This window comes from Hydrogenophaga sp. (genome assembly GCF_030656115.1).
Classification (GTDB): Bacteria; Pseudomonadota; Gammaproteobacteria; order Burkholderiales; family Burkholderiaceae_C; genus Hydrogenophaga.
In genome coordinates, this window is the sequence record NZ_JAUSOO010000152.1 from 1 (window position 1) to 12,242 (window position 12,242).

The following is a 12,242-nucleotide window of genomic DNA, read 5'->3' on the forward strand; positions in this document are numbered from 1 at the left end:
TCACCGACAACCGGGTGTTGTTCCACCGCGTGGCCAACACGCTGAACTACCTCGACATCAAGACCGTGGTGCTCAGCTGTGGCACCTGCTACGACCAGTTGCAGGGCTACGAGTTTGACAAGATCTTCCCCGGCTGCCGCATCATCGACATCCACGAATACCTGCTCGAAAAAGGCATCACCCTGCCCAAGACCGACGGCAGCTACCTGTTTCACGACCCCTGCCACAGCCCGATGAAGCTGCAAGAGCCGCTGCAAACCGTGAAGGCGCTGCTCGGGCCCAAAGTGCTCAAAACCGAGCGCTGCTGCGGCGAGTCGGGCACGCTGGGCGTGACCCGGCCCGACATCTCCACGCAGATCCGTTTCCGCAAGGAAGAAGAGATCAAGAAGGGCGAAGCCGTGCTGCGCGCCGCCGGCACCGTGGGCGCCAAGGACAACATCAAGATGCTGACCTCGTGCCCGAGCTGCCTGCAGGGCCTGACGCGTTATGGCGACGACCTGAACAACGGCCTGCTGGAAGCCGACTACATCGTGGTCGAAATGGCCAACCAGATGTTGGGCAAGGACTGGTTGCCCGAATACGTGGCCAAGGCCAACCAAGGCGGCATTGAACGCGTGCTGGTGTGAATTTGAATCACTCCTGCACCGCTTTCAGCGTCGCCCCCTCAAGGGGGCGGCACTGGCCGTCCAGCAAAGCTGGCCCGGCGGTGCCCTGGGTACTGGCGCTTTCCCTCAATTCTTGAATCAGGAGCAACCCATGGCCGGACTTGACAAAAACACCCCCACGCCGCAATCGATCACCTTGCACCAGCAGTCCAAGGTGCTGGAGATCGGGTTTTCTGATGGCAGCGAATTTCATGTGCCGTTTGAGCTGATGCGCGTGTACTCGCCGTCGGCCGAGGTGCAGGGCCATGGCCCGGGCCAAGAGGTGTTGCAGACCGGCAAACGCGAGGTTGGCATCATTGCGCTGGAGCCGGTGGGCAACTACGCGGTGCAACCCACGTTTTCCGACGGGCACGACAGCGGCATCTTTTCTTGGGACTACCTGTATTTCCTGGGTTCCAAGCAGGCCGAACTGTGGGCTGATTACAACGCGCGCCTGCAATCTGCCGGTATGGAGCGCGATGCGCCCATGGCACCGAAGGCCGGGAGCGCCTGCGGCAGCCATTAACCGCTTAGGATTCTTTTCATGGCCTCTACACACTTTGGTTTCAAGTCGGTTGACGAACGCGAAAAAGCGCAGCATGTGCGCAGCGTCTTCGACTCGGTGGCACCCAGCTACGACGTGATGAACGATCTCATGTCGGCCGGTCTGCACCGCGTCTGGAAGCGGTACACCTTGACGGTCGCCAACCCGCAACCCGGCGACCAGGTTCTGGACATTGCCGGCGGCACGGGCGATCTGTCGCTGGCTTTTGCCAAGAAGGTGGGGTCTACCGGGCGCGTGGTGCACACCGACATCAATGAGGCCATGTTGCGCGAAGGGCGCAACCGCTTGCTTGATCTGGGCGTGGTGTTGCCCACGCTGGTGTGCGACGCTGAGCAATTGCCGTTTGAAAGCAACGCGTTCGACTTTGTGTCGGTGGCGTTTGGTTTGCGCAACATGACACACAAAGACCGCGCCTTGGCTGAGATGCAGCGGGTGCTGAAGCCGGGTGGGAAATTGCTGGTGCTGGAGTTTTCCCGGGTGGCCAAGCCGCTTGAAAAAGCTTATGACTGGTATTCGTTCAACATCCTGCCCAAACTGGGTAAGTGGGTGGCCAACGACGAGGACAGCTACCGCTACCTCGCCGAATCCATCCGCATGCACCCCGGGCAGGAAGAGCTGCGGCAGATGATGAAGACGGCCGGGTTTGGCCATGTGGACGTGCACAACCTGTCGGCCGGCGTGGTGGCCTTGCACTTGGGGATCAAGTGTTGATCTGAGGGTGTTTTTGATTCGGGGGGACAAACAATGATGAACAACAAATGGTGGTCGGCGGCGTTGGTTTGTGCCATGGTCTTGGGCTCGCAGGACATCTGGGCCCAGCGCCTCGGTGGCGGCCTGTCTTTTGGCAATCAGTCGGGCAACGTGATGCAGCGAACCGGTTCGCTGCATCAGCAAGCAGCGCCCCAGGCGCTCACACAAAGCGCAACAGCCCGTCCAGAACCATCCAACACAGCCGCAGCGGTGGCGCCCAAGCGCCCCTGGGGTGGCGTGCTCGGTGGTTTGGCCGCTGGCCTGGGGCTGGCTTGGCTGGCCTCAACCCTGGGTTTGGGTGACGGTTTCGCCCCATTGTTGTTGTTGGCTTTGCTCGCTGTGGCGCTTGCGCTTGTTGTGGGTAGGGTCTTGCGCCGCCGCACCAGCACTACACCTTCTGCCGGGCTCGCTTACCAGGCCGTGGCGGTTGGTGGGCATTCTCAAGCCGATTCAGTTGGTTCAGAGAGTCCAGGGGGGTACAGCCCGCAGAACGTGGGCAACGACGCATCAGCCCGGCCTTGGGAGCGCAACACCGGTTCGTTTGAGGCTGCACAGATTCAGGCTGCAGGGGGTGCGCGCACCGGTTTTGCCTTGTCTGGGGTGCAGGGTTTGAGCATTCCGGCGGGGTTTGATGCAGAGGGCTTCCTGAAAGCCTCCAAAGCCAACTTTCGCAGCCTGCAAGATGCTTGGGACCGCTCCGACATCCCCAGCCTGCGCGCCATGATGACCGACGGCATGCTGGAGCAGATTCAAAACCAACTGGCCGATCGTGAGCGCTCGGGCGGTGGCACGGCCAACAAGACCGAGGTGGTGATGTTGGACGCCCATTTGCTGGGCATCGAAGAAATGGACACCGGTTACATGGCCAGTGTTGAGTTCTCAGGGCTGATTCGCGAAGACGTCTCGGCGGGCCCCAACCCCTTCCGGGAGGTCTGGAACATCACCCGACCCAAGAGCGGTTCGGGCGGTTGGCTGGTGGCCGGTGTGCAGGCACTGCAGTAAGCTGCCTGCTCAAACGAGAGCCCCGTACCGCCGTCTTGCCTGGCTTTATCCGTCAAAATCGGGTGGCCATGAAAATTGAACCACCCGTTTTTTCGTCTGGACCGTCCAAGGACGGTTCTCCCCTGAGCTTTTTGCAGTCCCTGCTGGGTTCCATCAGGCCGCCTGAATGGGTGGTGGATGAGTTGCAGAACCGTATCGTTCTGTTTCTCAACCATGTCCTCATGCAGGAAAAAGCCGCACAAGACCGCCTGCGGCGCCAAAAAGGCAAGCCGGTGAAGATGCAATGGGGTGAATTTCATCTCACGCTCACGCCCACCGCTGCGGGTCTGCTGGAGCGCGCGGCGCCCGATGCCCAGCCTGAACTGCGGGTCACCCTGATTCAAACCTCGCCCCTGGCCCTGGCGCAAACCGTGCTGGCCGGCGACAAGCCCGGGGTGGATATTCAGGGCGACGTGCAACTGGCGGCCGAAGTGGCCTGGCTGGTGGACAACGTGCGCTGGGACCCGGAAGAAGACCTGTCCCGTTTCGTGGGCGATGCACCGGCCCACACCCTGACCCGTTTCGCCCGCTCGGCGGCGCAGGCTGTCAAATCGTTCGTGGCGCGCAAGCCCGACGGTTTTTCCCGGCCACCTTTCGCTTCAGCAGGTGCTCCATCGGCGCCTGCCGATGCTTCTGCGGCTGCAACCGCCCCGGGTGCTGACGGAACCGCCGCATGAGCCGCTTGTTTCGCGGCGCGTTCATTGTCTGGGTGGTCTTGCGCTATGGGCTGGACGAGCTCGTGCTCTCCAGCTTCCGGGGCCGGGGCATCCGGCTGCTGACGCGCCTGGTTTCCATCGGCCGCAACCTGGATGCACCGCGCGGTCAGCGCCTGCGCGAAGCGCTGGAGCGGCTGGGCCCCATTTTTGTCAAATTCGGACAGGTGCTGTCCACCCGGCGTGACCTGCTGCCACCCGACATTGCCGACGAGCTCGCCCGGCTGCAAGACCGCGTGCCGCCGTTTCCCAGTGCGGTGGCGGTGGCCACCATTGAGCGCGCGTTTGGCAAGCCCCTGGACGCGGTGTTTTCACACTTCGAGCAGGTGCCCGTGGCCAGTGCGTCCATCGCCCAGGTGCACTTTGCCACCCTGCGCGATGGCCGCCACAGCGGGCGCGAGGTGGCGGTGAAGGTGCTGCGGCCCAACATGCTGCCGGTGATCGACAAAGACCTGAGCCTCATGCGCATGATGGCCGGCTGGGTGGACGCCTTGTCGGCCGACGGCAAGCGCCTGAAACCGCGCGAGGTGGTGGCCGAGTTCGACAAATACCTGCACGATGAGCTGGACCTGGTGCGCGAAGCCGCCAACGCGGCCCAGCTGCGCCGCAACATGCAGGGCCTGGACCTGGTGCTGATTCCCGAAATGTTCTGGGACTATTGCCACACCGAGGTGATGGTGATGGAGCGCATGCACGGTATGCCCATCAACAAGGTGGATGCGTTGCGCCGCCTGGGGGTGGACATTCCGAAGCTGGCGCGCGATGGCGTCACGATCTTTTTTACCCAGGTGTTCCGCGATGGCTTTTTCCATGCCGACATGCACCCGGGGAACATCCAGGTCAGCGTGGCCCCGGCGACCTTTGGGCGCTACATCTCGCTGGACTTCGGCATCGTGGGCACGCTCACCGAGTTCGACAAAGAGTACCTGGCTCAAAACTTCACCGCTTTTTTCCGGCGCGATTACAAGCGCGTGGCCGAGCTGCACATTGAGTCGGGCTGGGTGCCCGGTGACACGCGGGTGGACGAACTGGAGTCGGCCATCCGCTCCGTGTGCGAGCCGTATTTCGATCGGCCCCTGAAAGAAATTTCTCTGGGCATGGTGCTGATGCGCTTGTTCCAGACCTCGCGCCGGTTCCAGGTGGAAATCCAGCCGCAGCTGGTGTTGCTGCAGAAAACGCTGCTCAATATTGAAGGCCTGGGCCGCGACCTGGACCCCGAACTGGACCTGTGGAACACCGCCAAGCCGTTCCTGGAAACCTGGATGGTGGAGCAGGTGGGCCCGAAGAAACTGCTGGAGCAGCTCAAGGCCGAAGCGCCGCAATACGCCAAGCTCTTGCCCGCACTGCCGCGCCTGCTGCACGATTATTTGCAGCACAAACCCCACGAACTGCGCCGCGAACTCGACAGCCTGTTGACCGAGCAGCGCCGCACCAACCGCCTGCTGCAGGCCATTTTGTATGGCGGGCTGGGCTTTTTGCTGGGCCTGCTGGTGATGCAGTTGCTGGTGCGCGTGCGCCTGTGGTGAGGGGTTGCAGCGGCTCGGCTGGTGGGCATGCAACACCGCACCCCAATTTATAATGTCGGGTTTCGTTTCACTTCCCTCTGGGGCGGGTCTGTCGGGTCGCTGGCTCCAGCGTTCCGCAGATCGACCTCTCCCCAAGTCCACATACAGGTTCACGTCATGCCCATCTATGCCTACAAGTGCGAGTCCTGCGGCCATGCCAAGGACGTGCTGCAAAAAATGTCCGATGACCCACTGAGCGTTTGCCCAGCCTGCGGTCAGCCCAGCTTTCGCAAGCAGGTGACCGCTGCCGGTTTCCAGCTCAAGGGTTCCGGCTGGTACGTCACCGATTTCCGCGGCGGCAACACCACAACCACCGCACCCGCGGTGGTGGCCGATGGTGCAGCTCCCACTGCCGAGAGTGCAGGCAAGCCTGCCGCTGAGTCGGTGCCCGCACCGGCGGCGGCTCCAGCCGCATCGCCTGCGCCATCCTCAGGCTCGACACCGTCCACCTGAGAACGCCCGGATGCCTTCTTTGCGCAAATGGCTGCTGGCCGGCCTGCTGGTGCTGGTGCCGCTGATCATCACCTTGTGGGTGCTCGACTGGGTGGTCACCACGCTGGACCAGACGTTGCACATCTTGCCCGTCAACTGGCAGCCCGATCAGTTGTTGGGCATGCACGTGCCCGGTCTGGGCGTGGTGTTTGCGCTGGCGGTGGTGCTGTCCATTGGTGCGCTGGCTTCCAACATCATTGGCAACAAGCTGGTGCACTGGTGGCACGCACTGCTGCACCGCATTCCGGTGGTGCGCTCCATTTATTCGGGCGTCAAGCAGATTTCCGACACCCTGTTTTCTGAAAAAGGCAACGCCTTTCGCAAGGCGTTGCTGGTGCAGTGGCCGCACGAAGGGATGTGGACCATTGCCTTCCTGACGGGCGCCCCCTCGGGCGATGTGCTGCGCCAATTGCAGGCCCAACCCGGCGGTGCCGGTGCGCAAGACGAGTTCCACAGCGTGTTCGTGCCCACCACGCCCAACCCCACCGGCGGCTATTTTGTGCTCGTGCGCAAAAGCGCCTGTGTGGAGTTGCAAATGAGCGTGGATGCCGCGCTGACCTACATCGTTTCCATGGGCGTGATCGTGCCCGGCGGGCCGAACAATGGCCACATCCAAGTGGCTCAAGCGGCTGCGGCCAGCACCACGAACACCCCGTCCTGAATGTTCCCCAGCCACTTCGGTGGCGACACTGTTGAAAGAAAAATTGCCATGGCTATGCGTTCCCACTATTGCGGTCTTGTGACCGAAGCCCTGCTGGGCCAGACCGTGACGCTGTGCGGCTGGGTCAACCGCCGACGCGACCACGGCGGCGTCATTTTTGTCGACCTGCGCGACCGCGAAGGCTATGTGCAAGTGGTGTGCGACCCCGACCGCGCCGACATGTTCAAGGTGGCCGAAGACGTGCGCAACGAATACTGCGTGCAGATCACCGGCCTGGTGCGTGCGCGCCCCGAAGGCACCACCAACGACAACCTCAAGAGCGGCAAGGTGGAACTGTTGTGCCACGAACTCAAGGTGCTGAACCCATCGGTCACGCCGCCGTTTCAGTTGGACGACGACAACCTGAGCGAAACCACCCGCCTCACGCACCGCGTGCTCGACCTGCGCCGCTCGTACATGCAAAACAACCTCATGCTGCGCTACCGCGTGGCCATGGAAGTGCGCAAGTTCCTCGACGCCAACGGCTTCATCGACATCGAAACCCCGATGTTGACCAAGAGCACACCCGAAGGCGCGCGCGACTACCTCGTGCCCAGCCGCGTGCACGACGGCCACTTCTTCGCCCTGCCGCAGTCGCCCCAGCTGTTCAAGCAGCTGCTGATGGTGGCCGGCTTTGACCGCTACTACCAGATCACCAAGTGCTTCCGGGACGAAGACCTGCGCGCCGACCGCCAGCCCGAGTTCACGCAGATCGATATCGAAACCTCGTTCCTGACCGAGGAAGACATCCGCGACATGTTCCAGGGCATGATCAAGACCGTGTTCCAGAACACCCTGGGCGTGGACCTGGGCGAGTTCCCGGTCATGGCCTACAGCGAAGCCATGCACCGCTTCGGCTCCGACAAGCCCGACCTGCGCGTCAAGCTTGAATTCACCGAGCTGACCGACGTGATGGCCGACGTGGACTTCAAGGTCTTCAGCGCGCCCGCCACCATGAAGAATGGCCGCGTGGTCGCCCTGTGCGTGCGCGGCGGCGCCGAAATCAGCCGCAGCGAGATCGACGCCTACACCGACTTCGTCAAGATCTATGGCGCCAAGGGCCTGGCCTGGATCAAGGTCAACGAAGTGGCCAAGGGCCGAGACGGCCTGCAAAGCCCCATCGTGAAGAACCTGCACGACGCGGCCGTGACCGAAATCCTGAAGCGCACGGGCGCGCAAGACGGCGACATCATCTTCTTCGGCGCCGACAAGGCCAAGGTGGTGAACGACGCCATCGGTGCACTGCGCATCAAGATCGGTCACAGCGAGCTGGGCAAGAAAAACGGCCTGTTCGAAAGCCGCTGGGCGCCGATGTGGGTGGTGGACTTCCCCATGTTCGAACACGACGAAGAAGCCGACCGCTGGACCGCCGTGCACCACCCCTTCACGGCACCGAAAGACGGCCACGAAGACTGGATGGTCACCGCGCCCGAGAAGTGCATCGCCAAGGGCTATGACATGGTGCTGAACGGCTGGGAAATCGGTGGCGGTTCGGTGCGCATCCACACCGCTGCCGTGCAGCAGAAGGTGTTTGACGCGCTGAAGATCACGCCTGAAGAGGCCCAGCTCAAATTCGGCTTCCTGCTCGACGCGCTGCAATACGGCGCTCCGCCGCATGGCGGCCTGGCCTTCGGCCTGGACCGTATCGTCACGCTGATGACCGGCGCCGACTCGATCCGCGACGTGATCGCCTTCCCCAAGACCCAGCGTGCCCAGTGTCTGCTGACACAAGCGCCCAGCCTGGTGGACGAGAAGCAACTGCGCGAACTGCACATCCGGCTGCGCAATGTGGATTTGGCCAAGACGGCCTGATCGCGGGCTTCGGCTAGGATGAAAGGGCGCTGGTTCAGCGCCCTTTTTTCGTTCCAATCCGATGACGATCGACATCCGCACTTTCAAAATCCCACAATCCGTGCTGGTGGTCATCCACACCCCGGCGCTGGATGTGCTGTTGATTGAGCGGGCCGATGCCCCGGGTTTCTGGCAGTCGGTAACAGGTTCCAAAGATACCGAGGATGAGGCGTTTGCAACCACCGCTGCGCGCGAGGTGTTCGAGGAAACCGGGCTGGATACCCGCGCACCGGGCCATGTGTTGACCGACTGGGGCCTGGAAAATGTGTACGAAATTTACCCACAGTGGCGCCACCGCTATGCACCCGGTGTTGTCCGCAACACCGAGCGGCTGTTTGGTCTGTGTATTCCGCGGCCGCTGCCGGTCACGTTGAGTCCGAGGGAGCACCGGGCGCAGATCTGGCTGCCTTGGGTTGAGGCGGCTGAGCGGTGTTTTTCGCCGTCCAACGCCGAGGCTGTTCTGCAGCTGCCGCACCGGCAGTCGCCGCAATGACCGTCCGGTAGACCGCTGCTATTGGTGGCATGATTTGCGCATGAGCATCGTTCGTGTCGCTACCTACAACATCCACAAAGGCGTGCAAGGCCTGGGCCCTGCGCGTCGGCTGGAAATCCACAACCTGGCGCATGCGGTGGAGCAATTTGACGCCGACATTGTGTGCCTGCAAGAGGTGCGCAGCCACAACCGCAAGCTGGAAAAGCAGTTCACCCGCTGGCCCGATCTGGACCAGGCGAATTACCTCACGCCCGACGGCTACGAGGCGGTTTACCGCACCAACGCGGTGACGCGCCACGGCGAGCACGGCAACGCGCTGCTGTCGCGCTGGCCGGTTCTGGAGAGCAAGCATTCAGATGTCTCCGACCACCGCTTCGAGCAGCGCGGGCTGCTGCATGTGCAGCTGCTGGTGGAGGGCGTGTCTGTGCATGTGGTGGTGGTGCACCTGGGGTTGATCCATGCCGGGCGCGAACGCCAGGTGCAGCGCCTGGGCCAGTACATTGCCACCGAGTTACCGGCCGATGCGCCGCTGATCGTGGCTGGCGATTTCAACGACTGGGGCGCGCAGCTGCTCAAGCCCATGGCCGATCTGGACTTGCGCACCTTTGACGGCATTCGTTTGCCCACCTACCCGTCGCGCTTGCCACTGCTGCACCTGGACCGCATCTTTGTGCGGGGGCTCCGGCCCGTGTCGGCCCATGTGCCCCATGGGCGCGCCTGGACGCGCATGTCCGATCATCTGCCGCTCATTGCCGAGCTGGAGTTGTGAGCGAGGGCCCGCTGCAAGACACTGTTGTGCCCCTGCGGCGCGGTGCTGGCGCCATGAAGGGCGGACACCAGCTGGTTTTGCTGCAAAACGGCGCAGCGCTGTTCCCTGCTTTGGTGGCGGCCATGGACGCCGCGCGTTCGGTGGTGCACCTGGAAACCTATATTTTTGAGTTTGCCGGTTCGGCACTCAGCGTGGCCGAGGCGTTGGAGCGTGCGGCGCAGCGCGGCGTGGTGGTGCGGCTGGTGATTGACGGGGTAGGTACGCCGCGCATGCCTGTCGAGTGGGTGCAGCGTTTTGCCGTAGCGGGCGTGCGCTGGCGGGTGTATGCGCCGCTGGGTCGCCTGGGGCTGCTGTTGCCCAGCCGCTGGCGGCGTTTGCACCGCAAGCTGTGTGTGGTGGACGGCACGGTCGGATTTTGTGGCGGCATCAACATCATTGACGACCAGGACGATGTGGCGCTGGGGCGCTTGCTCGCGCCCCGGCTGGATTTTTCCTTGCGGGTGGCGGGGCCGCTGGTGGACGACATGGTCGAGACCATGGACCAGTTGTGGTGGCGTCTGCAGGCTGTTCGAAAGGCGCGCCAGCGCGAATTTGGTGCTGCCTGGCAGGCCTTGCGTTCCACCCGACCGGTGGGCGATTTTTCGCGCTTGTTGGCCACCTTTGAGGCGCGCACCGGTTTGGATTTGCCGGGTGTTGCGGCGTTTGATGCCGATGAAACCGGGCCTGCCCCCCTGGGCGTGGACGGAGCGCGCGCGGCTTTGCTGTTGCGCGACAACGTGAGCCATCGCCACGACATTGAGCGTGCTTACCTGAAAGCCATTGGCGAGGCCCGGCACGACATCGTGATTGCCAACGCCTATTTCATTCCCGGGCGCAAGCTGCGGCGCGCGCTCATGCTGGCGGTGGGGCGTGGTGTGCGGGTGCGTTTGCTGTTGCAAGGCAAGTACGAGCATTTTTTCCAGTACCGTGCAGCGCGCCCGGTGTACCAGATCCTGCTGAACGCGGGCATTGAAATCCATGAGTACGCGCCCAGCGCGCTGCATGCCAAGGTGGCGGTGCTGGACCGCCGCTGGGCCACGGTGGGTTCCACCAATCTGGACCCTTTGTCTTTGCTGCTGGCGCGTGAGGCCAACGTCATGACCACCGACCGCCGGTTTGCAGCGCTGCTGCACGATTGCCTGGACAGCCTCGTCACCCGCAGCGGACAACAGCTGCATGCCCACACCCTGAGCCAGCGCCCGTGGCACCAGCGGGTGCTTGACCGCATCGCCTTTGGCACCATGCGCGTGGTGTTGTTCATCACGGGGCACCGTTACTGAGCGCAGGGGCGGTGCAGCGTGCTGGGCGGCGACAGCCCTGTGCGAAGCAAAACCCCAGGGTTTTTCGAGTTATTTGAGCCGGGCGGTGCGTGCCAGGGGGCGGTGTTAGCATGACCCATGTTCATGAAAACCGAATCTGACATGACCCCAGCCCTCCCCGCCGATGACGACCAGGGCGTGCCTGTGTCGGTCAAGATCCGAGAGCGCGTCAAAGCCGCACGGCAGCGCTTTCATTCCAACGACAACATCGCCGACTTCATCCAGCCAGGCGAGTTGGAGAAATTGCTCGACGAGGTGGCCGACAAGATGCAGGGCGTGCTGGAGAGCCTGGTCATCGATCTGGACAACGACCACAACACCGGCGATACCGCGCGTCGCGTGGCCAAGATGTACATCAAAGAGGTGTTCAACGGCCGGTATGTGAAAGGTCCGGCGGTCACCGAATTTCCCAATGCCGAGCACCTGAACGAGCTCATGATCGTGGGTCCCATCACCGTGCGCAGTGCTTGCAGCCACCACTTTTGCCCGGTGATTGGTCGTATCTGGATCGGTGTCATGCCCAACGAACACACCAATGTGATCGGCTTGTCAAAGTACGCCCGTCTGGCCGAATGGATCATGGGCCGCCCGCAAATCCAGGAAGAGGCCGTGGTGCAGCTGGCCGATCTGATCCAGGAAAAAACCCAGCCCGATGGCTTGGCCCTGGTCATGGAAGCCAGCCACTATTGCATGGCCTGGCGTGGCGTGAAAGACATGGACAGCAAAATGATCAACTCGGTCATGCGCGGCGTGTTTCTCAAAGACCCGAACCTGCGGCGCGAATTCCTTTCGCTGATTCCCCGCTGAACCTCGCCATCAGCGCCGAGACCCGCCCTGCGTTGCCCACCCGTTTCATCAGAAGGCCCCTATGCTCGTACGCCTGCTCTATGTCAGTCGCGCGGTCGATAAAGACAGCCCCCGCGTCATCGAATCCATTCTTGAGGCATCCCGCTCGCACAACATCGGCAACGGCATCACCGGCGTGCTGTGCTATGGCGGCGGTGTGTTTTTGCAGGCCATTGAAGGTGGGCGCACCGCAGTGAACAACCTCTACAACCACATCGTGGCCGACAAGCGCCACACCGATGCGGTGTTGCTGCATTACGAAGAAATCACCGAGCGCCGTTTTGGTGGCTGGACCATGGGGCAGGTCAACCTGTCCAAGCTCAACACCTCGATCGTGCTGAAGTACTCCGAGCGGCCTGAATTCGACCCGTACGCCGTGTCTGGCAAGGTGTCTCTGGCGCTGCTGGAAGAGCTGATGGCCACGGCCAGCATCATCGGTCGCGCTTGATGAACGG

The 12,242-nt window shown here is 62.6% G+C and carries 14 protein-coding genes; all 14 read left to right on the top strand.

Features of this window, described 5'->3' with window-relative positions; genetic code table 11:
- Positions 1-626 (top strand): DUF3400 domain-containing protein (locus Q7J58_RS19885; protein WP_304831460.1); only part of this gene is annotated, 626 nt, incomplete at its 5' end.
- A gap of 130 nt (positions 627-756) precedes the next feature.
- Positions 757-1,170, top strand: a complete 414-nt coding sequence (locus tag Q7J58_RS19890; RefSeq protein ID WP_304831462.1) for a DUF971 domain-containing protein — start codon at positions 757-759, stop codon at positions 1,168-1,170.
- 18 nt (positions 1,171-1,188) lie between these two features.
- Positions 1,189-1,920, top strand: a complete 732-nt coding sequence (gene ubiE / locus Q7J58_RS19895; protein WP_304831464.1) for a bifunctional demethylmenaquinone methyltransferase/2-methoxy-6-polyprenyl-1,4-benzoquinol methylase UbiE — start codon at positions 1,189-1,191, stop codon at positions 1,918-1,920.
- A gap of 33 nt (positions 1,921-1,953) precedes the next feature.
- Complete coding sequence (locus Q7J58_RS19900; protein ID WP_304831466.1) at positions 1,954-2,961, top strand: Tim44-like domain-containing protein; 1,008 nt, start codon at positions 1,954-1,956, stop codon at positions 2,959-2,961.
- A gap of 68 nt (positions 2,962-3,029) precedes the next feature.
- Entirely contained in the window at positions 3,030-3,677 is a 648-nt protein-coding gene (locus tag Q7J58_RS19905; RefSeq protein ID WP_304831468.1) for a hypothetical protein, read from the top strand.
- Positions 3,674-5,239: a ubiquinone biosynthesis regulatory protein kinase UbiB gene (ubiB, locus tag Q7J58_RS19910; protein ID WP_304831470.1), complete on the top strand. Its 1,566-nt coding sequence runs from the start codon at positions 3,674-3,676 to the stop codon at positions 5,237-5,239. The genes Q7J58_RS19905 and ubiB overlap by 4 nt, the downstream gene beginning before the upstream one ends.
- Positions 5,240-5,395: 156 nt before the next feature.
- Complete coding sequence (locus tag Q7J58_RS19915; RefSeq protein WP_304831472.1) at positions 5,396-5,731, top strand: FmdB family zinc ribbon protein; 336 nt, start codon at positions 5,396-5,398, stop codon at positions 5,729-5,731.
- Positions 5,732-5,741: 10 nt separating this feature from the next.
- Complete coding sequence (locus Q7J58_RS19920) at positions 5,742-6,431, top strand: DUF502 domain-containing protein (RefSeq protein ID WP_304831474.1); 690 nt, start codon at positions 5,742-5,744, stop codon at positions 6,429-6,431.
- Between the two features lie 48 nt (positions 6,432-6,479).
- A complete protein-coding gene (gene aspS / locus Q7J58_RS19925; protein WP_304831476.1) occupies positions 6,480-8,282 on the top strand; it encodes an aspartate--tRNA ligase in 1,803 nt (600 codons plus the stop codon).
- A 61-nt stretch (positions 8,283-8,343) separates the two neighbouring features.
- Positions 8,344-8,814, top strand: coding sequence for a dihydroneopterin triphosphate diphosphatase (gene nudB / locus Q7J58_RS19930; protein ID WP_304831478.1), 471 nt, complete (start codon positions 8,344-8,346; stop codon positions 8,812-8,814).
- A 40-nt stretch (positions 8,815-8,854) separates the two neighbouring features.
- Positions 8,855-9,583 carry an endonuclease/exonuclease/phosphatase family protein gene (locus Q7J58_RS19935; protein WP_304831480.1) on the top strand — a complete coding sequence of 243 codons (729 nt, stop codon included), beginning with the start codon at positions 8,855-8,857 and terminating at the stop codon, positions 9,581-9,583.
- A gap of 53 nt (positions 9,584-9,636) precedes the next feature.
- The gene (clsB, locus tag Q7J58_RS19940; RefSeq protein ID WP_304831482.1) at positions 9,637-10,902 is read left to right on the top strand and encodes a cardiolipin synthase ClsB; all 1,266 of its coding nucleotides are present in this window, start codon (positions 9,637-9,639) and stop codon (positions 10,900-10,902) included.
- A 117-nt stretch (positions 10,903-11,019) separates the two neighbouring features.
- Positions 11,020-11,748, top strand: a complete 729-nt coding sequence (folE, locus tag Q7J58_RS19945) for a GTP cyclohydrolase I (RefSeq protein WP_304831484.1) — start codon at positions 11,020-11,022, stop codon at positions 11,746-11,748.
- Between the two features lie 61 nt (positions 11,749-11,809).
- Positions 11,810-12,235 (top strand): BLUF domain-containing protein, encoded by a 426-nt coding sequence (locus Q7J58_RS19950; protein ID WP_304831486.1) that lies wholly within the window; start codon positions 11,810-11,812, stop codon positions 12,233-12,235.
- Positions 12,236-12,242: the final 7 nt, after the last annotated feature.

What these genes read in the sequence shown, in the direction of transcription:
- Q7J58_RS19890 (WP_304831462.1), top strand. Translation starts at nt 757, where the DNA reads ATGGCCGGACTTGACAAAAACACCCCCACGCCGCAATCGATCACCTTG.
- ubiE (WP_304831464.1), top strand. Translation starts at nt 1,189, where the DNA reads ATGGCCTCTACACACTTTGGTTTCAAGTCGGTTGACGAACGCGAAAAA.
- Q7J58_RS19900 (WP_304831466.1), top strand. Translation starts at nt 1,954, where the DNA reads ATGATGAACAACAAATGGTGGTCGGCGGCGTTGGTTTGTGCCATGGTC.
- Q7J58_RS19905 (WP_304831468.1), top strand. Translation starts at nt 3,030, where the DNA reads ATGAAAATTGAACCACCCGTTTTTTCGTCTGGACCGTCCAAGGACGGT.
- ubiB (WP_304831470.1), top strand. Translation starts at nt 3,674, where the DNA reads ATGAGCCGCTTGTTTCGCGGCGCGTTCATTGTCTGGGTGGTCTTGCGC.
- Q7J58_RS19915 (WP_304831472.1), top strand. Translation starts at nt 5,396, where the DNA reads ATGCCCATCTATGCCTACAAGTGCGAGTCCTGCGGCCATGCCAAGGAC.
- Q7J58_RS19920 (WP_304831474.1), top strand. Translation starts at nt 5,742, where the DNA reads ATGCCTTCTTTGCGCAAATGGCTGCTGGCCGGCCTGCTGGTGCTGGTG.
- aspS (WP_304831476.1), top strand. Translation starts at nt 6,480, where the DNA reads ATGGCTATGCGTTCCCACTATTGCGGTCTTGTGACCGAAGCCCTGCTG.
- nudB (WP_304831478.1), top strand. Translation starts at nt 8,344, where the DNA reads ATGACGATCGACATCCGCACTTTCAAAATCCCACAATCCGTGCTGGTG.
- Q7J58_RS19935 (WP_304831480.1), top strand. Translation starts at nt 8,855, where the DNA reads ATGAGCATCGTTCGTGTCGCTACCTACAACATCCACAAAGGCGTGCAA.
- clsB (WP_304831482.1), top strand. Translation starts at nt 9,637, where the DNA reads ATGAAGGGCGGACACCAGCTGGTTTTGCTGCAAAACGGCGCAGCGCTG.
- folE (WP_304831484.1), top strand. Translation starts at nt 11,020, where the DNA reads ATGTTCATGAAAACCGAATCTGACATGACCCCAGCCCTCCCCGCCGAT.
- Q7J58_RS19950 (WP_304831486.1), top strand. Translation starts at nt 11,810, where the DNA reads ATGCTCGTACGCCTGCTCTATGTCAGTCGCGCGGTCGATAAAGACAGC.